Origin of the sequence: Vibrio sp. 10N.247.311.51, assembly GCF_041467855.1 — a bacterium.
Classification (GTDB): Bacteria; Pseudomonadota; Gammaproteobacteria; order Enterobacterales; family Vibrionaceae; genus Vibrio; species Vibrio coralliirubri.
Genome location: NZ_JBFSVK010000013.1, coordinates 56,428 through 79,857 on the forward strand (window position 1 = coordinate 56,428; position 23,430 = coordinate 79,857).

Consider the following 23,430-nt stretch of genomic DNA (forward strand, 5'->3'; position numbering starts at 1 on the left):
TATGAAACCATTTATCTTTCATGCTCAAACTTCTGACTACTTCCACGAAAAAGATGGTGTACTAACCGTAACATTATTGTCTGAACGCAATGACTGGAATAAGGTTCAGTTGAGGCATGAGCCAGATAACGAAGAGTACCTGCTCGATATGACAAAGGTGGGTGAACAAGGTCGTTTGACGCTTTGGCAGGTCTCTTTTCCTGTTAATACTGACAGAAGTGTTACACACTATGCGTTCAAGCTTGTCGATTCAAAGGGACAATACTGGCTGGATGCGAAAGGCGTTCACAGCCGTGTTTCGAGTCGCGAATTTCACTTTAAGTTTAATAGCCAGCATCAACCATCATCGTGGGTGTCAGAGCAAGTCTTCTATCAAATCTTCCCTGAACGTTTTTGTAACGGAAACCCGAGCATTAGCGTCAAAACTGGGGAATATCGCCTAAAAGAAAACACCTTAGATGTTGTGGTGAAAGAGTGGGGCGACGCTGTCGAAGGGCACAATGGAACGGGGGCTGCGGAGTTCTTCGGTGGTGACCTAGCAGGCATTCATAACAAGTTAGATTATCTACAAGATCTAGGCATCACCGCGCTGTATCTCAATCCAATTTTTCAGTCGCCTAGTAATCATAAATACGACACAACTGACTATTACAACATCGACTCGCATTTCGGAACCAATGACGAGTTCGCTGCACTTTCAAATGACATCCACAAGCGTGATATGAGAGTCGTTCTGGATGCTGTGTTTAATCACACCTCTGTGGAGCATCCTTGGTTTGATAAGCTGAAAGTGACAGGCTCGGGTGCCTATGACCACCCAGGCTCGGCATTTCACGACTACTACTTTTTCGACCCTGACAACCCTCAGCAATATGTCGGCTGGAAAGGGATCAGTTCGCTTCCAGTCTTAAACTTTTCTAATGCTTCCGTGCGAGATTACATATATGAGTCGCAAGACTCTGTGATAAAGCATTGGTTGAAAGCACCTTATAATGTCGATGGTTGGCGCTTCGATGTGATTCACATGTTAGGCGAGGGTGAGGGCGCTTATAACAATGCGCATTATGTAGAGGCATTTCGGAATTCAGCGAAAGCAGAGAACCCTGAGGCCTACATCTTGGGAGAGCATTTCTTTGAGGCCACATCATGGCTACAGGGCGCACAAGAAGATGGGTCGATGAACTATTATGGTTTCGCTCACCCAGTTCGTGCGTTATTGGCGAAACAAGACATCGCGTACGAGCCGATTGACATTGATATGTTCGCTTTCTCTGATTGGTTAGCTGAAGCGAGAGCGAAGGTTCCTTGGCTGAACCAATTGTCGCAGCTGAATCAATTAGACAGCCATGATACGGCTCGTCTACTGACGCTGCTAGGCGGCGACCAAGCTAAGCAAAAACTGGCTCTGACGTTGTTGTTTACCTATGTTGGAACTCCGTGTTTATACTACGGAACAGAAGTCGGTTTAGAAGGGGGGCAAGACCCAGATAACCGCAGATGTTTCCCATGGGGAGAGGAAGAGTCTTCGTCTTGGTTCCCATTCCATCAAGCCTTGATAAAACTGAGAACAGAACGTCGCAGCTTACAAAGTGGTGCCTATCTCGAGTTGTATTGTGACGCTGAGACGTTAGTGTTCGCCCGCAGCCTCAACGGTGAAAAAACACTGGTTGTGCTCAACCTATCCCAAAATGAAAAGGCGTTGTCTTTGCCTGTGTGGATGCTTGGACAAGAGCAAGGAGAGTTGGTCAATTTGCAAGGCAAGGAGAAGAGCTTGCCGATTGCTTACGGTGCCGTTGACATTCTTGTTCCAGCGATGCAAGCGAAGATTTTTGATGTGGTAAATTGTTGAATTTTAAAATGACTTAAACAATCTCATCTAACCCTGCTTCATGCAGGGTTAGTTTTATAAAAGGAATTGTCTGTTCAATACTTAGGCTCGATTCATATCAATTTACACTCTTTTACCTCGAGGAAAATGGCAATTAATGTAATAATATTAATGGGGTAAATGAAAATAGCTGAACGCTAAGAGCACATTATATGAAAGTAAATAGGCACTTTAGCCTAACCTTTGTCTTCGGGTTTCCCGCGGTGATCGCGACGATGCTGCTTGGCTTAATCGGAAAGAATCATTTTGATTTGGTGAAGAAAGACATTGGCAGCGAATTCCAACGTATTGAAGAGGTGTTCAAACGAACCACAAAGGTGGTGACAGCCTTAGATTACAGCTTCTCCAACTACTACAAATCAGGAAACCCTCTCTTTCTTGATCACAACAAACAAGTTGTGAATGGCCTTTGCCAAATTTGGCCGATCGACGTGTTACTTCTCGCTGATGGTAAAACCTCAGACATCCCTTCCGTCGATATCGACTATATGTTGGTCGGTGAAGAGTCCCTTTGTTCCGAAACCAGTGACAGCTACAAAAGTGCATCTGAGAAGATTGCTCTTGCGCCAATTCTTTCATTCTTATCCCAACTTGATGAGTTCCATAACGGTGTGCACTTTATTGATACGCGTGGTTATGTGATCTCGTCGCCTGAAGGCTTTGCTAAGAAACTGAGTAAGGAATTGCTTTCGACCATAAAAAGTCGTCCCTATTGGCAAAAAACAGCCAACAATCCAGAACAATTAACACTAACCGGTCCTGCTTATCGATTTGAGTCTCTAGACCGAATGATCAGTATGACGATCCCAGTGTTCCACCAAGGTGTGCATCAAGGGATGCTTTCGGTTGATATTGACGCTGACAAGCTGCTTGCAAACTCGAATGAACATCTTGCCGGTCGTATCGATATCATTGATACCACTTTAGCGACCCCGGTAGATTCTGCGGCTTTTTATCACGAGATCAAACTGGATGGTGTCGCGTCTCACCATGCGATGTATTACGAATTAGACATCACGAAAGAGGTTGAGCACTTTTTCGTCTACGAGAAAGACAGCCTTATTGTTGCCATCATTGTGTATCTGTTCTCTGTAACCATCTTCTTCTACGTCAATTCCAATATTGAACGTGGTTACTTCAAAGATCTCGCAGCCAAAGACCCTATGACAGGGTTATTGAATCGTCGTGGCTTAGAAGCGTTCTGGCGCAGCGTAGAGCACGATCAACTGTTTGCCTTAACCGTCTTCGATATCGATGATTTTAAGTCAATTAACGACACCTACGGCCACGATAAGGGTGATGATGTGATTCGTTATATGTCGCGTCAGATCAGTAACAGTATTCGAAGCAGTGATGTTGCAGCTCGGTTTGGCGGTGAAGAGTTTGTCGTTTACATGAAAGGCGAAGATCGTGAAACTCTGATGAGAACATTAGAGCGAGTGAAGAATGCGATTTGTTCCACTTCAGCCGACATTATTCCAAATGGGTTTACGGTATCTGGTGGTGTCTGCATTGTTGAAACTGAGCAAAGTAAACTTAACTTCGATGAGATATTTAAGTACGCCGATGAAAAGCTGTACGTAGCCAAGACGACGGGTAAAGACCGTCTTGAATTCTAGCCACGTTATTGAATCGTTAAGCGCGTAATCTTAAACAGCTTGGTGGCGTTCTTCTTGATAACGCTGAAGGCGTTCTACAATTGGTGGCGCCTTCTTGAAAGTACGAATTTCTTTAAATAGTTCGTTCGCTTCAGGGTAGCCTTTGCTTAAATAAACAAACCACTGCTTCACTCTATTAGGGTAGTACATGCCTTTGTCCCCTTTAATTTGGAACTCTGAATAGCGCAGCAAAAGTTCAATGACTTTATCCCACGGCATTTTTTGGTGGTTGTGCTTAACTACGTTGCCAAGGTTTGGAATATTGAAAGCACCACGGCAGACCATCAATGAATCGACGCCTGTGGCTTCTATGCAATCTTGACCATCTTGATAGTTCCAGATTTCCCCATTAGCAATCAAGGGTATAGACGTTTTTTCTCTTATTTGATTGATGAAATCCCATTTGATTTCGCTGGCTTTATAGCCGCCAACTTTGGTTCTTGCATGTACGGTGAGTTCGTCAGCTTTTGCTTGTTCGATGGCATCGACGATTTCAAAGCACTCTTCCGGATGCTCCCAACCTAATCGAATCTTTGCGGATACAGGAATGTGTGCAGGTACTGCTTCTCGACAGGCGTTCACCACTTGATAAATGAGTTCTGGCTCTTTTAGCAGTGACGCACCACCATTACTTTTGTTTACCGCCTTTGCTGGGCAACCAAAATTAAGGTCAATGCCTTTAGCTCCTAAGCTAGCAGCTTGAAAAGCATTCTCGGCCATCCAATTTGGGTGTTGCCCTAGAAGTTGGAGATGGATTGGCACACCAGCCATGGTCTGAGAGCCTTGATGTAGCTCAGGGCAAATTCGGTGGAATACATGCGGGGGAAGAAGTTGATCCACGACGCGCACAAACTCTGTCACACAGAGATCGTAATCATTAATCTCTGTGAGAATTTCACGCATTAGGTGGTCTAGAACGCCCTCCATAGGGCCAAGTATTACGCGCATGTTGCTTTACCTAAACTGAGTGAACCGAAAAATCGAGGCGTGATTGTACGGTGTGCTTACAGGATTGTCACTATGAGTGTGGTGTATGTCTTAATGATGGTTTCGTCTCTTAATAGCGACATCTTGGGGAGGATGGCGTTATAATATCGAAAATGCCCAATATCCAGAGCTTTCATGACATATCAATTATTAAGCCTACCAGAATCAATCACAGACATTACTCCGCAGTTTATGGAAGGTGCAATCCTTGCCTCTAACTTAGCGACCAAACCACTCGATCCAGAAGAGTGGCTTGCTATCGTTGCGCCTGAAGCGGGTAAAGAGTTGGTAACAACGGTGACAGAACAGATTAACCGCCAACACAACCTGATTCAGCGTAATGAATACCTACTGACAGACGTATTGGCTGAAGGTGACTTTAACGAACAGTTCGCCGATTTTTCTGAAGGCTTCATGATGGTTTGGCCAACAGTGGAAGAGCAGTGGCAGAGCGTAACAGTCGCGGATGGCACTCTACGCATGTTACAAGCGCTCCTAACAACCTTGATGCTTGCGATTGATGAAGAGCAAACTCAACAACAAATGATCGCAGCAGGGCTTACCAATCCACCATCGCTTGCCGATTTAGTAGGTCAAGTCGATCTGATGATCTCAGAAGTGGCAATGGCAGCGGACGAAGCTATGTTGGGCAATAAATCCCAGAGCGTGAACCCGTTTAAAGATATTGGTCGAAACGACCTTTGCCCTTGTGAAAGCGGCAAGAAGTTTAAACAATGCTGCGGCAAAAACAGCTAATCGCAGTTTGTTGATGAACATCACTTGAGTCAGTAACAGACTCTCTTTATATGTTCAAAAGCTTAAGTAATAAAAAAGTCGACCTTAGGGTCGACTTTTTCGTATCTGAACATGATGAGCTAATTGTTAGTCATTCTTTGATTTAACGAATTGAGAAATAACCACAAAACCGAAAGCAACTAAGTTGCCCGCGAAGATAATCACCAGCCACTGTGGCATCGAAAGCTCTAAGAACTGCCACACCACCTTGCTGCAGTCGCCGTAAGCCTCAAACATCCACGGAGCCCATTGGTTTAAAGGTGCCCAGCTTGGGAAGGTCACGAATAGGTCACAAGTAGCAAAAGGAGACGGATTAAACTGATAGTCAACGTGCTCTAAAGCCAGCGTTAAACCTTTATATGCGCCAAATCCCCAGCCAGCAAGGCCTAACCAACGTGATATTGGGTTATTCGGGGCAATAGCACCAATCATGGCTGCAACACCGATAGCAAGCATAGCAACGCGCTCATAGATGCACATTACGCAAGGGCCAAGCATCATCACGTGTTGAAAGAAGAGAGCGCATGCCTCAAAAAATACAATAAAAGCCAGCAGTAAAAGCCAAGATAAACGTCCCTTAGAGAAGTCTTTGATCATTGCTAAAAAGTTCACGAATTTAATCCCGTCTATAAAATGAAAAAGCCCTGATTACTCAGAGCTTTTTATCTTGGATAAGTTTCCTAATCAACTAATATTTTTGATTAGTTAGTTATACTTAATGTCGTTTGCGACACAGTGTTTAGCTTAGTGACCACCAGAGACAACTGGAGCAACAGCTTCACCAGTGCGCTGAATGATCCAACCTGCATCATAGAACCATGCTGTCATTGGCTCTACGAAGAACACAATGCCTGCTAGGCCAACAAGTGCCAATACGATGGTGTATGGCAACGCCATGATAACCATGCGGCCGTAAGACAATCGAATTAACGGAGCAAGTGCTGATGTTAATAGGAATAGGAATGCAGCCTGGCCGTTTGGCGTAGCAACAGAAGGTAGGTTAGTACCCGTGTTGATAGCAACAGCAAGTAGGTCGAACTGGTCACGAGTGATGATGCCTTCAACCAGTGCAGTTTTCACTTCATTGATGTAAACCGTACCGACGAACACGTTATCTGAAACCATCGATAGAATACCGTTGGCCACATAGAATAGTGCAAGTTGTGCGCCTTTATCTTCAACGTGAAGTACTGCATCGATCACTGGCTTAAATAGCCCTTGATCAATGATTACCGCAACGACAGCGAAAAAGACAGCAAGAAGTGCAGTAAATGGCAGTGCTTCTTCAAAGGCTTTACCCATCGAGTGCTCTTCAATTACACCAGTAAATGCCGTTGCCAAGATGATCACTGAAAGGCCAATCAAACCTACTTCAGCGACGTGAAGCGCAAGGCCAACAATCAGCCAAACTGCGATTGCACTCTGAACCCATAGCTTTGCTACGTCTTGCTTGGTGCGGTTTGCACGTTCTTTGTTGTCAAACTCAACCAAGATTTGGCGAACATTCATTGGCAGCTCAGCACCGTAACCAAACACTTTGAATTTCTCGACAAGTGCACAGGTTAAAATACCGCAGAAGAAAACGGGTAGTGTTACTGGCAGCATACGGATGATAAATTCACCGAACTCCCAACCTGCTTGCTTAGCAATGACTAAGTTTTGTGGTTCACCTACCATGGTCATTACACCACCCAGTGCTGTACCCACACCAGCGTGCATAAGCAGTGAACGTAGGAAAGCACGGTAGTTTTCTAGGTCATCACGAGTTAGCTCTGAGATCTCTTCATCATGCGTATGATCGTGCGAAGACGTTGTGCCTTTACCTGATGCAACCTTGTGGTAGATAGAGTAGAAGCCGACTGCAACGCTAATAACTACGGCGATTACTGTTAGTGCATCTAGGAATGCTGATAAGAAAGCGGCAGCAACACAGAAGGCAACAGAGAGTAAAATTTTAGATTGGATGCCAAGCAAGATCTTCGTGAAAATGAACAGAAGCAGTTCTTTCATGAAGTAAATGCCAGCAACCATGAATACGAGCAAGAGTAATACAGGAAGGTTTGCTTGCAGCTCGTGATAAACCATTTCTGGTTTGGTCATGCCAATGGCGACTGCTTGAATAGCTAGTAGACCACCCGGTTGAAGTGGGTAGCATTTGAGAGCCATAGCTAGAGTGAAAATAAACTCAACCACCAATAGCCAGCCCGCAACAAATGGGTCAACTAGGAAGAAAACAAACGGGTTGATGATTAAAAAGGAAATGATGGCAAGTTTATACCAATCAGGAGCTTTACCAAGGAAGTTCTTGATAAAAGCGTTTCCGAGAGACATCGGCATGTTAATACTCTTTTATGTTGATTATGAATAGACAAGCAATACAACATTTTGAGAATCGAGCTATAGAAATTGTTAAAAACTATAACTAACAGTGACTTAGAAAAACTACATTCCATGTAATGTTCTGTGGTCTTGCCAAGTCACTCCCTTAGAAACTCAAGCACTGCTTATTTTTGAGCGCAACTCTACTCTTAGATAACATTTAGTCAACAGGAAAAACCCTGTAGCACTAAAAATACCTCTTTTTTGTTGAGAAACGCGATCAAAGTAGCGCAAGCATACCACTTAAAATGTGATAAAAACCGACTAGAATCAATATTTCAGCGAAATGATTGAAAATTACAGAATAACGACGACTTATATATGATTATTACAACTTAATATTGCAAATTAATAGCTTTAAAAATATGACCAATCTCATTGATTTTAAAGAAAATTTGTTGTGTTAACGGTTTGTTGAAATGGTGGTTTAGAGTCGCTTGCTTTACAAACCTGAGGTGCAAACGTGTGCTGAACTTTAGAGTTATAGCTCTAACTGTGTTTAGGGTGAGTAAAATTTTTGAGGGTGTTTCCGCTAGGTGTGAACTAGTGGTATGATGAGTAAATTAGAACAGAATAATTAAATTGGATTGAAGTGTAGATGGTCATTAAGGCGAAGAGCCCGGCAGGATTTGCAGAGAAGTATATCATTGAGAGTATTTGGAATGGCCGTTTCCCTCCAGGTTCTATCTTGCCCGCAGAGCGTGAGCTTTCTGAGCTGATTGGTGTTACACGTACTACGCTTCGTGAAGTACTACAACGTCTTGCTCGTGATGGTTGGTTGACAATCCAACATGGCAAACCAACTAAAGTTAACCAGTTTATGGAAACCTCAGGTCTTCATATCCTTGATACGCTAATGACGTTGGACGTTGATAACGCAAGCAAAATGGTAGAAGACCTGCTTGCTGCTCGTACTAATATCAGCCCGATCTTTATGCGTTATGCATTCAAAGCAAACAAAGAAGCTTCAGAGCGTACTATCAGTAACGTGATTGAATCTTGTGAAGCGCTACTTGCGGCACCAACTTGGGATGAGTTCCTAGAATCGTCGCCATACGCTGACAAGATCAAACAAGCGGTAAAAGAAGATTCAGAAAAAGATGAAGCGAAACGTCAGACGATCTTAATCGCGAAGACTTTCAACTTCTATGATTACATGCTTTTCCAACGTTTGGCATTCCACTCAGGCAACCAGATTTATGGCCTAATCTTTAACGGTGTGCGTAAACTGTATGACCGTATCGGTAGTTACTACTTCTCTAACCCAGAAGCACGACGTTTAGCGATGGACTTTTATAAAGAGCTGTTCATTATCTGTGAAAGTGGTGAGCGCGAAACTTTGCCATTAGTGATTCGTAACTACGGTATCGCAAGTGCACAAGTTTGGAATGAAATGAAAACGACATTGCCAACGAACTTCACTGAAGACGACAGCTAAGCCATAGGTTTAATATTGTTGTTCCTGTTTATTCAGTGACGTAAAGAAAACGAAAAAGCGGCGAGATAATTCAATTATCTCGCCGCTTTTTATTTATCTGTCGTTACTAGAAAATTATCCGTGGGTCAGTTACTTACCTATGACGAGTAATTTATCTAGGAGTAGCGACTTAACCCGCAAACTCTTCTGAGTCTGGACGGTTGGTAAATTGCACGCCGTTTAGAAAATCGCAAAGTAGTTGGTCTTCACACACTTTGTAGTTTTTGTTTTCTGGCTTGCGGAAGTAAGCGCCGATTTCATACTTGCTCAAGCAAATGCCAACCACTTCTAGTACGTCCAAAACATCTTCTGCTTTCATGTTTAATGCGATACGAAGCTTCATGAAGATCATGTTGTTCGTCAGTGCAACTTCAGGTTTAGGTTGCTCGCCTTCTTTTTTGCCACGCTTAAGGTTGATGAAACCATTTAGGAATACTGCTAACTCTTTATCTTTCATCTTAGAGCATGACTTGTCGTTGTCGTCTTTTAGCCAGTTAATCACTTGGTCATGAGCAACGGTCACATCAGCTTGTTCGATAGCTTTGATGATTTGTGCATTTTTAAGGTTTAGTGCGTGTTGAATACGACGCAAGATTTCGTTGTTAGTCACAGGGGATTCCTAAAAAGGGTTTTAGAGTAAAGAGGTGTTGGTTTCGCCTATTTTTGTCGACGAACCAGTTTCTACTCTACATAGCATAGTTGACGGCGACTCTAACAGAGAACGCTAATTTTCGGTAGATATAAAAAATCCCCAATGCTGATTAACTCTTTCAAGTCAAAAATGCATTAGGGATTTAGTGATGGGTGCTTGTTATCTGACTGGAGTCAGAATTACATTACACGCATACCAGGTTGAGCACCTTCGTGTGGCTCAAGGATCCATAGGTCGCTGCCGCCAGGGCCCGCTGCTAGGATCATGCCTTCAGACATACCAAACTTCATCTTACGAGGCTTTAGGTTGGCTACCATTACAGTTAGCTTGCCTTCAAGCTCTTCAGGTTTGTATGCTGATTTGATACCAGAGAATACTTGGCGAGTCTCACCACCGATGTCTAGTTGGAACTTCAGTAGTTTGTTCGCTTTTGGTACTTCTTCACAAGAGATGATACGAGCAATACGCATGTCTACTGCTGCAAAGGCATCGAACTCAATCTCGTCTGCGATTGGCTCTTTGTCTAGCTCAGTTTGGCTTGCTTGCTCTTTTTCAGCTTCTGCTTTTTCTTTCGCTGCTGCTTCAGCGGCTGCATCTTCTTTAGAAGACTCAACCATTGCTTCCACTTTCTTAGGGTCAATACGGTTGAATAGCGCTTTGAACTTAGTGATCTCGTGATCAGTTAGCGGAGTCGCTATCGCTTCCCACGTTAGCTCTTCGTTTAGGAAAGCTTCAGTGCGAGCTGCAAGCTCTGGCATTACTGGTTTCAGGTAAGCCATCAGTACGCGGAATAGGTTAATACCTACAGAAGAAACTTGTTGAAGCTCAGCTTCTTTGCCTTCTTCTTTTGCAAGAACCCAAGGTGCTTTTTCGTCGATGTACTGGTTAGCTTTATCCGCTAGTGCAGTGATTTCACGGATAGCACGGCTGAATTCACGAGTTTCGTATAGCTCACCGATACGCTCAGCAGCAGCAACGAATTCGTTGTATAGCTCAGGTTCTGCAAATTCAGCAGCTAGCTTGCCTTCAAAACGCTTAGTAATGAAGCCAGCGTTACGAGAAGCTAGGTTAACAATCTTGTTTACTACGTCAGCGTTTACACGTTGAGTGAAGTCTTCAAGGTTAAGATCTAAGTCATCGATGCGGCTGTTTAGTTTCGCAGCGTAGTAGTAACGTAGACACTCAGGATCTAAGTGGTTTAGGTACGTGCTTGCTTTGATGAATGTGCCTTTCGACTTAGACATCTTCGCACCGTTCACTGTTACGTAGCCGTGTACGAATACGTTGTTTGGCTTACGGAAACCTGCGCCGTCTAGCATTGCTGGCCAAAATAGGCTGTGGAAGTAAACGATGTCTTTACCGATGAAGTGGTAAAGCTCAGTTGTGCTGTCTTTCTTCCAGTATTCATCGAAGTTTAGATCGTCACGCTTGTCACATAGGTTCTTGAAAGAAGCCATGTAGCCAACAGGTGCGTCTAGCCATACGTAGAAGAACTTGTCTTTTTCGCCTGGGATTTCAAAGCCAAAGTAAGGCGCATCACGTGAGATATCCCATTGTTGCAGACCAGACTCAAACCATTCCTGCATTTTGTTTGCAGTTTCATTCTGTAGAGAGCCAGAACGAGTCCACTCTTTAAGCATGCTTTCGAACTGAGGTAGGTCGAAGAAGAAGTGCTCAGAGTCTTTCATTACTGGAGTTGCGCCAGAAACCGCTGATTTAGGGTTAATTAGCTCAGTTGGGCTGTATGTCTCACCACAGTTATCACAGTTATCACCATACTGGTCTTCTGACTTACACTTAGGGCAAGTACCTTTTACGAAGCGGTCTGGTAGGAACATCTCTTTCTCAGGATCGAAAAGCTGAGAAATAGTACGGCTAGAAATGAAGCCGTTCTTTTTAAGTTCTAGGTAGATGTGAGAAGCCAGTTCACGGTTCTCTTTGCTGTGTGTGCTGTGGTAGTTATCAAAGCTGATATCAAAGCCAGCGAAGTCTTTTTGGTGCTCTTCACTAACAGCAGCGATCATCTCTTCTGGCGTGATACCCATCTGTTGAGCTTTAAGCATAATTGGCGTGCCGTGAGCATCGTCAGCACAGATGAAGTTTACAGTGTTGCCACGTAGACGCTGGTATCGAACCCAGATATCAGCTTGGATATGCTCAAGCATATGGCCAAGGTGAATAGAGCCGTTAGCGTACGGAAGCGCACAAGTTACCAAAAGTTGTCTTGGATCAGTTGCCATACTTAATAATTCGCTTTTTTGATAGGTATAAATTTGAGAGGTAATACTACTTTATAACGTGTGATACGCCAAGGTATCAGACAAAGGATTCCCCTAGTTTTTTAGGGGTTCAGTCTTCATCTCGTGGGTGATAGCATAAATAAAAAAAGGAGCCCCAATGCGTAACTTTACTTCTAAGCAAGATTTCTGTTCATGGTTGAATGAGTTCGAGTCACCAATCCTCATCCCAGAGTGGGCGCTACACCAAAATATTGTATCGGTTGATCCGCGTGGATCATTTGTTATCACCTTACCTTTTGCCGCTAATCAGCTTGCGGTTGAATTGGAACAGTGGCTTCACTCTCAGATTGAACAACAGCTTGTTAGCGCTTTTCAGTTTGAAGTAAAAGTGAAACCGTCTGCGCTGGAAACCACAGTCGCGACGCCATTGAAGGGTGTTAAGAATATTATCGCTGTGACGTCGGCAAAGGGTGGGGTGGGTAAATCAACGACTTCAGTAAACCTTGCGCTCGCGTTATCTAAGTCAGGTTCAAAAGTGGGTTTGTTGGATGCGGATATCTACGGTCCATCAGTACCTATGATGCTCGGCCAACTAGACGCGAAACCAGAAGTACAGAACAACAAATGGATGATGCCCATCGAGGCACATGGCATTTTCACCCACTCTATTGGCTATCTTGTGTCGAAAGATGATGCGGCAATCTGGCGTGGCCCTATGGCAGCGAAGGCTTTGGGGCAGCTTGTTAATGAAACTGTATGGCCAGAGTTGGATTACCTTGTGATCGACATGCCACCGGGTACCGGTGATATTCAGCTGACGTTATCGCAACAGATCCCAGTGACTGGGGCTGTAGTGGTGACCACTCCTCAAGATTTGGCGCTAGCGGATGCACGTAAAGGCGTAGCGATGTTCGATAAGGTAAGCGTGCCAGTGGCAGGCTTAGTTGAAAACATGAGTTATCATATTTGTAGTCACTGTGGTGAGAAAGAGCATATCTTTGGTGCTGGTGGTGCAGAAGCTATGTCAGAAGAATTTTACCTCGATATTTTGGCACAGATCCCTCTTCATATTGATGTGCGAGAAGACATTGATGCAGGTTGCCCTACGGTGATTCGTCGTCCAGACAGTGAACATACACTTCACTACTTAGAGCTTGCTGAGAATGTGGCTGCGAAGATGTTTTGGACGGGCAAGGCGAGACCAGAGGCGATTAACTTTTCTTTGGTTGAATAGCGAAAGCCAATCAAAGAGTCATGTAAATCATGCTGGATTAGATAAACAGTGGTCGGATTTAGGCTGATAGCCAATGGGGTTGTGCAAATAGTTGTAGGCAAGTTATTTGAAAGCAAACGATTGTATTCATTAAATGCATTGATATCATCAATTTGACTGCAATTAGCTAAAATGGCGACTAGAATCTATGTGCTTTAGCCCCTATAATCAGGCGGTTTATCTCTTCCCACCACCAAACCATATCGGGTGCAAAATTAATGTCTGATAATAATCAATGTGTCATCGTAGGTATCGCTGGCGCTTCAGCTTCAGGAAAAAGTCTGATTGCTAGTACAATTTATAATGAATTGCGCGAAAAAGTAGGCGACCATCAAATTGGTGTTATCACGGAAGATTGCTATTACAGCGACCAAAGCCACTTGAGTATGGAAGAGCGTGTTAAAACTAACTACGATCACCCAAATGCACTAGATCATGATCTTTTATGTGAACATCTACAGCAGCTAATGAGTGGCAACGCCGTAGAAGTTCCTGAATACAGCTACACAGAACACACACGTACTTCTGAAACGACTACACTTACTCCAAAGAAAGTGATCATTTTAGAGGGTATTCTGCTTCTAACAGACCCGCGTCTTCGTAAACTAATGCACGCAAGTGTGTTTATGGATACACCATTAGACATCTGTCTATTACGCCGTGTTAAGCGTGATGTAGAAGAGCGTGGTCGTACAATGGACACTGTACTCAAGCAATACCAAGAAACAGTACGTCCAATGTTCATGCAGTTTATCGAGCCTTCAAAACAACATGCAGACATCATCGTTCCTCGTGGTGGTAAAAACCGTATTGCGATTGATGTGTTAAAAGCGCACATTGCGAAGTTGTTGAAGTCTTAATCGAATAAAATTTTGCCTAAGTGACTCACTTAGCTTTATTTTTTACCGAATCAGTGGCACTTTTATAGTGCCACTTTCTTTTGGAATCTAAGCAAGGAATATGCGGATGAAGAAACTACTCATTTTCATAGCTGTACCAGTGTTTGTTGTCGTTGCAGCAATTCTGGCACTAGTGCTGTTAGTGAATCCCAACCAATTTAAGCCATTAATTGTCGAACAAGCCCAAAAACACACAGGCCTAGAGCTTGTGATCGAGGGTGATATCAGCTGGCAATTCTTCCCATCGATTGGCTTTGAACTTGGTCAAACTGAATTACGTAATCCTGAAGGGTTCACCCAACCAAACCTATTCAAGGTTGATACCGTTGGCGTTGATGTTTCGGTTACTCCGCTATTTAGTAACCAACTAGAGATCGGCAACATTACTCTAGATGGTGCAGAATTCTATTTAGAAACGCTTAAAGATGGTCGCAAGAACATTGATGCACTAACGCAAGCGTCAGCGCCTCAAGGATCTGAGCCTGCAGCAGATACAAGTTCTGAATCCGCGCCTGCCCCTCAAGAGCAAACTACCACAGACGCATCGGGCTGGACGATCAACCTTGCAGGCGTAACTGTATCAAACGCATTGTTTGAAATGGACGACAAGCAAGCGGGTTCATTCACTAAGCTATACGATGTGTCTTTGAATCTTTCTGAGTTTGCCGTTGATACATGGACAACCGCGACATTTGCGGCTTCTGGTGAGAACAATCAACAGAAGTTCTCTGCACAAGGCAGTGCAGAATTCAAATTAGCTGAAGGCTTCGCAAGTTACGCACTTCGTAATATCGACTTAAACGCTAAGTTCAATGATCCAGCGACGTCGATTGAGTCAGCAAAAATTGGCTTGAATACGTTTGAGTTTGATAAGGTAAACCAACTGACTTACGCCGTAATCGGTAATGCGGCTGGCCTTGACCTTGATCTTAAAGGTGGCGGTGAACTTACGGTTGATAGCGCGATTTCAAAAGTAACGCTGAACAAATTAACGTTAGACTCAACATTCAAAGGCGATACGCTTCCTCAGTCTCCAATGAAAGTCGACATGCTGTCTGACTTAAGCTTCGATCTTAACAAGAGCCACCTGAGCTTTGTGTTAGAGAAGCTACAAGCTAACGCTATTGCATTAGACGGTAAAGCAGACGTAACCCTATCTGAAATACCAAAGGTTCGTTTCTCTCTTCATAGCCCGAATATTGATTTAGATGAATTCCTAGGCTTAGGCAATACAACAGAAACCGCGAGCACAGCGCCTTCTGGTTCTGCTGGTGGCTCAACGTCAAACTCAGGTAGCTCTGCTCCTGCTAAAGAAGTGGAACCTGATCTGTCGGCTCTGAAAACGTTAGACGTGAAAGGTGACATTACGATTGATAAGTTCAAGGCGAACAACGCGAAAATGCAGAATGTTAAAACGGCATTTTCGGTTAACCGTGGTATCGCAGAGCTAACTTCATTCACATCGAATCTTTACCAAGGCTCTATTTCAGCTACGGCTAAGCTAGATGCTCGTAAAACACCGGCAACTTATACGGCTAAGAAGAAAATTAAAGGCGTGAAAGTACAACCGTTACTGGTTGATGTTGCAGATAACGATATGCTGGAAGGTACCGGTAATATTGATGTCAACGTGAAAGGTAAGAGCTTAACTCCAACAGGAATCAAGAAGAACCTTGTCGGTACTATCGCGATTAACTTTGAAGATGGTGCGGTTAACGGCATCAACGTAGCTCAACTGATTCGAGAAAACTACGCTAAGATCAAGGGCGAGAAAGTTGAAAGCACAAATGAAGCTCAAAAAACGGACTTCAGTGCAATGAAAGCGACGCTGAAAGTGGATAAAGGTTGGGTTTCAACTAACGACTTATCAGCACAGTCGCCACTGTTACGTGTGACAGGTCAAGGTAAAGCAAACTTCATCAATGAAACGGTCGACTTCCTTGTGCGTACATCAATTGTGGGTTCACTTGAAGGTCAGGGCGGTAAGAGCATTGACGACCTGAAAGATGTGACAATCCCAATTAAGGTAACTGGTCAGTGGGCTGCCCCGAAATTCGCACTTGTTTTTGATGATGTATTGAAGCAGAAAGCACAGAAAGAAATTGACCGTGGTGTGAACAAGCTAACGGACAAGATTAAAGACGAGAAAACTAAAGAAGCAGTTGATGGTTTATTGAAAGGTTTCTTTAACTAAACGTTTTTAACTCATATATAAAAGAAGGGCCATTCCTACTGTAGGAATGGCGCTTTTGTTTGGGTGCTTATAATACTTTCGAGAGATTCCCTATGACACGCGTCACTCGCTCTAGGGGATGAAGACAGGTCTCGTCCTTTGTTCAAGGGCGTGAAAGTCTAGTGGTCGTCATCCTTGAGAGGGAAGAATGACCGAGTCGGGGATCTCTGGTTGAGTGCGATTACCAGTCAACGCCTTGAAGCGCTTTTACACCAGACTCGAAAGCGTGTTTAACGTTACGAACTTCAGACACGGTATCGGCCATGTCCGTTAAAGTTCGGTGCGCGCCACGGCCAGTAATGATCACGGATTGCATTTTCGGACGGTTGTTTAGAGCTTCTACCACTTCATCCAGTTCAATGTAGCCGTAACTCACCATGTAAGTCAGCTCATCAAACAGAATTACATCAATCGACTCATCGGCTAGCATACGCTGACACTCTTTCCACACGCGCTGGGCGGCTTCGATATCTTGAGCCTTGTTTTGAGTTTCCCAAGTAAAGCCAGTACCCATCACTTGGAACTCTACATCGAGCTTTTGAAGAACGTTCTTTTCGCCGTTATCCCATGTTCCTTTAACAAACTGAGCGACGGCACATTTCTTACCATGACCGACTGCACGTGTAATCGTACCAAAACCGGATGTTGATTTACCTTTACCGTTACCCGTGATGACCAACAATAGGCCTTTTACTTCTTGTGCTGCAGCGACACGAGCATCGACTTGTTCTTTTACTTTCTGTTGTCTTGCTTTGTGGCGTTGTTCTTTGTTGTCTTCAGTCGACATAACAAATCCTTTTAAGTTGTGATTGCGCCTATCATAGCCTAACTTAACGATAGCAAAAACCATCGGAAGAACAGGTGATTAGGGATGAAAAAGATACTCGTAGTTTGTATGGGAAACATTTGCCGTTCGCCAACAGGTGAAGCGGTGCTAAGGAAGAAAGCGCAACAACTGGATATTGACGTTGTGGTCGACTCTGCAGGGACGATTGGTTTTCATCAAGGCAACCCGCCAGACTCGCGTTCGAAATCTGCAGGAGAGAAGCGAGGCTATAGCTTTAAGGGGATAACTTCTCGTAAAGTGGTTGATAATGATTTCGAAGAATTTGACCTGATACTCGCGGCCGATAGGGCGAATCTAGATGACTTAATGAGCCAGTGTCCCGCTCATCTCCAATACAAGCTTGCGTTATTTTTAAGCTTTGGAAAGTCACAATATCAAGAGATCCCCGATCCGTATTATGGTGAGGGAAATGGCTTTGAATTGGTGTTGGATTTAATCGAAGAGTCTAGCGAAGCGATACTACGTTCAATGTAGTTTAGGAACAATGTGCGTTGTTAGGTGTTCAGCGTAAGAGCTGACCGATAGGTATAAAAAAGGCCGACATTGAATGTCGGCCTCTCTAAATCTAACTTAAAGCTACAGCTAAGATTACTTAGACATTACTTTGTAGATTGGGTCTTCTGCAACGTTTGCTTCAACTAAGCTACCTGCTTTGTGCAGCATAGCAACACAGTCTTGGCTTAGGTGGCGAAGGTGAAGTGTTTTACCTAGCGCCGCGTAACGGTCAGCAATCGTGTCGATCGCTTCAATTGCAGAGTGGTCAGTCACGCGTGAGTTTGCGAAATCAACGATCACATCTTGTGGATCGTTGTAAGCGTCAAACAACTCTAGGAAGTTAGCCGTCGAACCAAAGAATATTGGACCGTTAACTTTGTACTCTTTTGAGCCTTCAGCGTTTACTGATGTATCTGCGTAGATGTGTTTAGCATGTTGCCAAGCAAACATTAGCGCTGAAGCTACAACACCAACACCTACCGCTACAGCAAGGTCTGTCAGTACGGTTACTACGGTAACAAGAACGATAACGAAGAAGTCTTGCTTAGGAACGCGACGTGCAAGCTTGAAAGTAGCCCATTCAAATGTGCCGATAACAACCATGAACATTACGCCCACAAGTGCTGCTAGAGGAATCATTTCAATCAGTGCAGAACCGAACAGGATGAACATCAGTAGTGCAACTGCGGCTACGATACCTGAAAGGCGACCACGACCACCTGAGTTTACGTTGATCATCGATTGACCGATCATCGCACAACCACCCATCGCGCCAAATACAGAACACGTTACGTTAGCCATACCTTGACCAACACATTCACGGTTAGATTGACCACGAGTGTTTGTCATTTCGTCTAGTACTGTTAGTGTCAGCAGAGATTCAATCAGGCCGATAGCCGCAAGGATAATCGCGTAAGGCAGGATGATCTGTAGTGTCTCTAAAGAAAACGGAACAGCAGGAATTGAGAATGTTGGTAGAGAGCCCGCTAGCGTAGCAGCTTCGTCACCAGACATTGTACGTAGGAAGTCGACAACAGTGCGAGTTTCAAGGTCAAGACCCACAACCAAAGCTGTTACTGTAACAATAGCAACCAATGAAGATGGTACTGCTGTTGTTAGCTTAGGTAGGAAGTGGATGATAGCCATTGTAAGGGCTACTAGACCTAGCATTAGTGTCATTTGACCGCTTGGTAACCAAGTCAACGCACCTGTTACGTCTGGTGCTTTAAATTGACCAAGCTGAGCTAGGAAGATAACAATGGCCAAACCGTTCACGAAACCAATCATTACTGGGTGTGGAACGATACGGATAAATTTACCTAGTTTAAATACACCCGCTGCAATTTGCAGAAGGCCAGCCAGCATAACGGCTGCGAATAGGTATTGAACACCATGGGTTGCCACTAGGCTCACCATTACCACGGCCATTGCGCCAGTTGCACCAGAAATCATACCTGGACGACCGCCAAAGACAGAAGTGATTAAACCTACGATGAATGCTGCGTAAAGACCAACCATTGGGTCAACGCCAGCAACAAAGGCGAATGCTACAGCTTCAGGTACCAGAGCTAGGGCTACTGTAAGACCTGAAAGCACGTCATTCTTTACAGAGTGCTTTGAAAATTGTGGGAATTCGAACATGTTTGCTCAGCTATGCTTAAGATGGATTTACCGACACGGGTGTATTGCGTAGCCAAACAGTGATGGAAAAGAGCGGCAATAGCGAAGTGTCGAAAAGATAAGTGCGCGAATGCTACCCAAAAATGTGATTAAGTTCAAGGTTGAACCTAACTTTGAGTAATATATCTGTTAATTTTTATTCGATTAGTAGATATGAAAAAGGCTGCTTTAATAAGCAGCCTTTGATTCTATTTACTTGCGATTATCTATCAGTAATCACTAGTAGTTTGGCTTAGTCATCGCCGCGCCAGCTTTGTTCGACGCTGCCTGACTGCCTGCACCTTTCGATACAAAACGTTCAGTGCGGAACGGAGCTGCAATCACTTCAATCTCTTTGATCTCTTGAGGACCAGGAGCTTTAGTCATTGGTGAACCGGCTTGCTTCTTAGCAACAGCTGCCTTTGGTGCCGCTTTAGGAGCTTCTGTTTTTACAACAGGTGCTTCTTCAACTTTTGCACTTTCAGCTTTAGGCGCTTCAGCTTCAACAACTGGTGTTGCTTCTGCTTGTACAGCTTCTGCTACAACAGGCGCTTCAACTTTCGTCGCTTCTGCAATCACTGGAGCTTCAACTTTTGCAGTTTCAACGACCACTGGTGCTTCTTCAACGACTGCAGGAGCTTCAACTACAGTAGGAGTCTCAGCTACTTGAGCTTCAACAGCAGCTTCTTCGCGACGGATAATCACTTTACCCATTGCAAGCTCTGGACATGCGAAGCCGCCAGCCATTACTACATTGCTTTGTGGTGCCGTCTCTAGAGCAACATTCTGCTCTTGAACAGATGTTTGCGCTTCAGCTGCTACTTGAACTTCAGCCACTTCAGGTTTTGCCTGCTTGTGGTGAGGTTTTGGAATGAAGCGAGGCATCACTTTACCCATAGCCATCTCTGGAGAAGCTACACCACCTTTACGTAGGCGGAATGGGTTAGGGCGACGATCACGACCGCGACGACGACGTTGACCACTTGCACGTAGGTGACGTGGAGAACGACGGTTACGACGTTGTTTCGGCTCTTCCTGTTCAGTTTGCTCTGCATTCGCTTGAGTTGCTTCTACTTGTTCCGCAACTTTTTGCTCTTGAGCTACTGATTGTTCTTTAGCAACAACCTGTTCTTTTGAAGCGTTATCTTCAGCTTGAGCTTGTTGGTCTTTAACACGAACTTGCTTGTTCAGTTTACGACGCTGACGACGCTCTTTAATCTTAGCTGCTTTTGCTTCAGGTTTAGCCTTAGGCGCTTCCGGTTTACCAGCTTGTGCTTCTGCTGCTAGCTGTAGACCTTCTTCTGCTAATTTAGATGGTGCTTGCTCTTCGCGTTGCTTCTGCTCATCACGTGGCTTGTTGCGACGGTCTTGCTTAGGCTTACGAGGCTGACGAGTTTGCTGTGGAGCTGCTTCTTTTTGCTCTTCAGGCTTCTCATCACGAGCTGGCTTACGACGGCGTTTGTTGTCACGGTTTTCGTTACGATTGTCGCCACGTTCACCACGGTCGTTACGCTCACCACGTTGGTTACGACGACGGTTATCGTTACGATCACGGCGTTGACGGTTGCCGTTGTTGCGATTGTTTTTAGGTTTCTCTTCTTCTTTCTTCTCTCCTTCTTTTTTCTCTTCTTGAGTTGAAGAGCCAAATAAGAAGCTACCGATAGCTTTGAAGAAACGACCAATTAGGCCTGGTTCTTGAGTCGCTGCTGGTTCAGCTTTCTTCTCTTCAACAGCTTTAGGTGCTGGAGCAGGAGTCGGTGCTGATTGAGCAGGAGCTGCAAAGCCTTTCAGAGCAGGTTCTTCGATCTTCTTAGGACGAATAGTCTGTTCAGCTGGCTCTTTGCTTTCCGCTTCTTTTAGAGCTTCTAGCTTGTTAGGCAGCAAGTAAGACAGTAGATCGAACTCTTCACCTTCACGAACACGGATAACCTCAAAATGCGGCGTTTCCATGTCTGAGTTAGGAACAACAGTGATCTTAACTTCTTGATTCTTCTCGATGTGGTTTACTGAACGACGTTTTTCGTTCAGAAGGTAAGAAGCGATTGGAACAGGTACAACAGCAAGTACTTGTGCTGTGTTGTCTTTTAGAGCTTCTTCTTCAATCAAACGTAGAACAGAAAGTGCTAGAGATTCGTTATCACGAACAACACCAGTACCTGTACAACGAGGACAAATGTGGTGGCTTGCTTCTGCTAGTGATGGGCTCAAACGTTGACGAGACATCTCTAGAAGACCAAAGCGAGAAATACGACCAATCTGAACACGTGCGCGATCTAAACGAACGGCATCACGTAGACGGCTTTCTACTTCGCGTTGGTGGCGAACCGGAGTCATATCGATAAAGTCGATTACAACAAGACCACCTAGGTCACGTAGACGTAATTGACGTGCAATTTCATCGGCAGCTTCTAGGTTAGTGTTAAGTGCTGTTTCTTCAATATCGCCGCCCTTTGTTGCACGAGCAGAGTTGATATCGATAGAAGTCAGTGCTTCTGTTGGGTCGATTACGATAGAACCACCAGATGGAAGACGAACTTCACGTTGGAAAGCAGATTCGATCTGGCTTTCAATCTGGTAATGGCTGAATAGTGGCACTTCACCATCGTATTTCTTAACGCGATTCATGAAATCTGGGCGTATTAATTGAATGTGCGCTTGAGCACGTTCAAAAATAGTATTGCTGTCGATTAGAATCTCGCCAATATCACGACGTAGGTAGTCACGAATTGCGCGAACAATAACGTTACTCTCTTGGTGAATTAGGAAAGGAGCTGCATTTGAATCAGAAGCTTGCTTGATAGCGCCCCAATGGTTCAATAGAACGTTTAGGTCCCACTCTAGCTCTTCTGCGCTTTTGCCAACGCCCGCTGTACGCACGATTAAGCCCATACCTTGAGGAAGCTCAAGAGTGCTCAATGCTGCTTTCAGTTGGGTGCGCTCATCACCTTCGATACGACGAGAAATACCGCCAGCACGAGGGTTATTAGGCATAAGAACTAAGTAACTACCAGCCAAAGAGATGAAAGTTGTCAGTGCAGCACCTTTGCTACCACGTTCTTCTTTCTCTACTTGTACGATTACTTCTTGGCCTTCTTTTAGCACTTCTTTAATGCTAGGACGGCCTTGGTATGTATAACCTTCAGGGAAGTATTCGCGGGCAATTTCTTTAAGAGGGAGGAAACCGTGACGTTCTGCGCCGTAATCAACGAATGCCGCTTCTAGGCTTGGTTCAATACGGGTAATACGTCCTTTGTAGATATTCGCTTTCTTTGACTCGTGACCTGGACTTTCGATATCTAGATCGAACAGTCGTTGGCCATCAACCAAAGCGACACGCAACTCTTCTTTTTGAGTTGCGTTAATTAACATTCTTTTCATTTAGAAATTCTCATTGTCTTTTCTTATTTTCATCATTGTTCTTATCGCTTTATTTCGTTTCTCATGGTGCCAGATCCCATGGCTTTATCGGTGCAGCCTCCCGGCTGGAGAGGGATGCTCTGGGGCACGTCAGTCATCATAGGGAGTTAGCCTATGATCCGCGATGTGGCGGTGAATACTCAACATGAGTGTACGTGAGTAGAGCGATAAGGAACTCAGTTGACCGTGTCTTACGCCGATTGCAGCACTGTCTAATCTGAGTTATCTACTCATTTACTTGCTTATGAATGGTTAGCTGTTTAAATAATAGTCAAACCACTGATAGCAGCTGTGAACTATAGCAGCGGTCGGTAAACACAGCAATCTGCTTTGTCGGAATGCTGTAAAAAAAACAGTTTTTGTTTGGGTTTTGATAGCTCTAACTCACTGTCTATAAATAATTTATCAATTGATATTTTAATTTGCAGGAATCTTGGTGCTTTTTTGTTCGAAGAATCAAAGAAATATAGAACTTCAATGACCATTTTGGGATAGATCGGTAAGGATTAGGGATAAATAAGTTCGGAATAG

At 44.3% G+C, this 23,430-nt stretch carries 16 protein-coding genes; 8 read left to right on the forward strand and 8 right to left on the reverse strand.

Annotated elements, in window-relative coordinates:
• The first annotated feature begins 1 nt into the window (after position 1).
• Together malZ and AB6E85_RS13435 are read left to right on the forward strand one after the other, a co-directional pair.
• Positions 2-1,849, forward strand: coding sequence for a maltodextrin glucosidase (gene malZ / locus AB6E85_RS13430; RefSeq protein ID WP_372143005.1), 1,848 nt, complete (start codon positions 2-4; stop codon positions 1,847-1,849).
• Positions 1,850-2,040: 191 nt separating this feature from the next.
• Positions 2,041-3,507 carry a GGDEF domain-containing protein gene (locus tag AB6E85_RS13435; protein ID WP_372080077.1) on the forward strand — a complete coding sequence of 489 codons (1,467 nt, stop codon included), beginning with the start codon at positions 2,041-2,043 and terminating at the stop codon, positions 3,505-3,507.
• 30 nt (positions 3,508-3,537) lie between these two features.
• On the opposite strand, the gene dusC is transcribed toward AB6E85_RS13435, so the two are convergent.
• On the reverse strand, positions 3,538-4,494 hold the full coding sequence (gene dusC, locus AB6E85_RS13440) for a tRNA dihydrouridine(16) synthase DusC (RefSeq protein ID WP_248639507.1): 957 nt from the start codon (positions 4,492-4,494) through the stop codon (positions 3,538-3,540).
• A gap of 174 nt (positions 4,495-4,668) precedes the next feature.
• On the opposite strand from dusC, the gene AB6E85_RS13445 reads away from it, so the two are divergent.
• Entirely contained in the window at positions 4,669-5,289 is a 621-nt protein-coding gene (locus AB6E85_RS13445) for an SEC-C metal-binding domain-containing protein (protein WP_048613192.1), read from the forward strand.
• Between the two features lie 126 nt (positions 5,290-5,415).
• Here AB6E85_RS13445 and dsbB read toward each other — a convergent pair whose 3' ends face one another.
• Positions 5,416-5,940 carry a disulfide bond formation protein DsbB gene (dsbB, locus tag AB6E85_RS13450; protein WP_372080075.1) on the reverse strand — a complete coding sequence of 175 codons (525 nt, stop codon included), beginning with the start codon at positions 5,938-5,940 and terminating at the stop codon, positions 5,416-5,418.
• Between the two features lie 132 nt (positions 5,941-6,072).
• Positions 6,073-7,665, reverse strand: coding sequence for a Na(+)/H(+) antiporter NhaB (gene nhaB, locus AB6E85_RS13455; protein ID WP_048610560.1), 1,593 nt, complete (start codon positions 7,663-7,665; stop codon positions 6,073-6,075).
• Between the two features lie 640 nt (positions 7,666-8,305).
• Here nhaB and fadR point away from each other — a divergent pair.
• Positions 8,306-9,145, forward strand: a complete 840-nt coding sequence (gene fadR / locus AB6E85_RS13460; RefSeq protein ID WP_017062161.1) for a fatty acid metabolism transcriptional regulator FadR — start codon at positions 8,306-8,308, stop codon at positions 9,143-9,145.
• A gap of 169 nt (positions 9,146-9,314) precedes the next feature.
• Here the strand turns inward: fadR and AB6E85_RS13465 are convergent, their stop codons facing one another.
• Together AB6E85_RS13465 and metG are read right to left on the reverse strand one after the other, a co-directional pair.
• Complete coding sequence (locus tag AB6E85_RS13465) at positions 9,315-9,794, reverse strand: DUF1456 family protein (RefSeq protein WP_372143006.1); 480 nt, start codon at positions 9,792-9,794, stop codon at positions 9,315-9,317.
• Between the two features lie 221 nt (positions 9,795-10,015).
• Positions 10,016-12,076 (reverse strand): methionine--tRNA ligase, encoded by a 2,061-nt coding sequence (gene metG, locus AB6E85_RS13470; RefSeq protein ID WP_372143007.1) that lies wholly within the window; start codon positions 12,074-12,076, stop codon positions 10,016-10,018.
• 157 nt (positions 12,077-12,233) lie between these two features.
• Here metG and apbC point away from each other — a divergent pair, with 157 nt between their 5' ends.
• The 3 genes from apbC (at position 12,234) to AB6E85_RS13485 (ending at position 16,442) form a co-directional block, all read left to right on the forward strand.
• Positions 12,234-13,310 (forward strand): iron-sulfur cluster carrier protein ApbC, encoded by a 1,077-nt coding sequence (gene apbC / locus AB6E85_RS13475; RefSeq protein ID WP_372143008.1) that lies wholly within the window; start codon positions 12,234-12,236, stop codon positions 13,308-13,310.
• Between the two features lie 257 nt (positions 13,311-13,567).
• Positions 13,568-14,209 (forward strand): uridine kinase, encoded by a 642-nt coding sequence (gene udk, locus AB6E85_RS13480; protein WP_004734002.1) that lies wholly within the window; start codon positions 13,568-13,570, stop codon positions 14,207-14,209.
• A gap of 106 nt (positions 14,210-14,315) precedes the next feature.
• Entirely contained in the window at positions 14,316-16,442 is a 2,127-nt protein-coding gene (locus AB6E85_RS13485; protein ID WP_372143009.1) for an AsmA family protein, read from the forward strand.
• 220 nt (positions 16,443-16,662) lie between these two features.
• Here AB6E85_RS13485 and cobO read toward each other — a convergent pair whose 3' ends face one another.
• Positions 16,663-17,268 (reverse strand): cob(I)yrinic acid a,c-diamide adenosyltransferase, encoded by a 606-nt coding sequence (gene cobO, locus AB6E85_RS13490; RefSeq protein WP_048610567.1) that lies wholly within the window; start codon positions 17,266-17,268, stop codon positions 16,663-16,665.
• 84 nt (positions 17,269-17,352) lie between these two features.
• On the opposite strand from cobO, the gene AB6E85_RS13495 reads away from it, so the two are divergent.
• The gene (locus tag AB6E85_RS13495) at positions 17,353-17,802 is read left to right on the forward strand and encodes a low molecular weight protein-tyrosine-phosphatase (RefSeq protein WP_172379805.1); all 450 of its coding nucleotides are present in this window, start codon (positions 17,353-17,355) and stop codon (positions 17,800-17,802) included.
• Between the two features lie 114 nt (positions 17,803-17,916).
• On the opposite strand, the gene AB6E85_RS13500 is transcribed toward AB6E85_RS13495, so the two are convergent.
• Positions 17,917-19,464 (reverse strand): SulP family inorganic anion transporter, encoded by a 1,548-nt coding sequence (locus AB6E85_RS13500; RefSeq protein ID WP_019823563.1) that lies wholly within the window; start codon positions 19,462-19,464, stop codon positions 17,917-17,919.
• A gap of 258 nt (positions 19,465-19,722) precedes the next feature.
• Positions 19,723-22,860 (reverse strand): ribonuclease E, encoded by a 3,138-nt coding sequence (gene rne / locus AB6E85_RS13505; RefSeq protein WP_372143010.1) that lies wholly within the window; start codon positions 22,858-22,860, stop codon positions 19,723-19,725.
• Positions 22,861-23,430 lie beyond the last annotated feature (570 nt).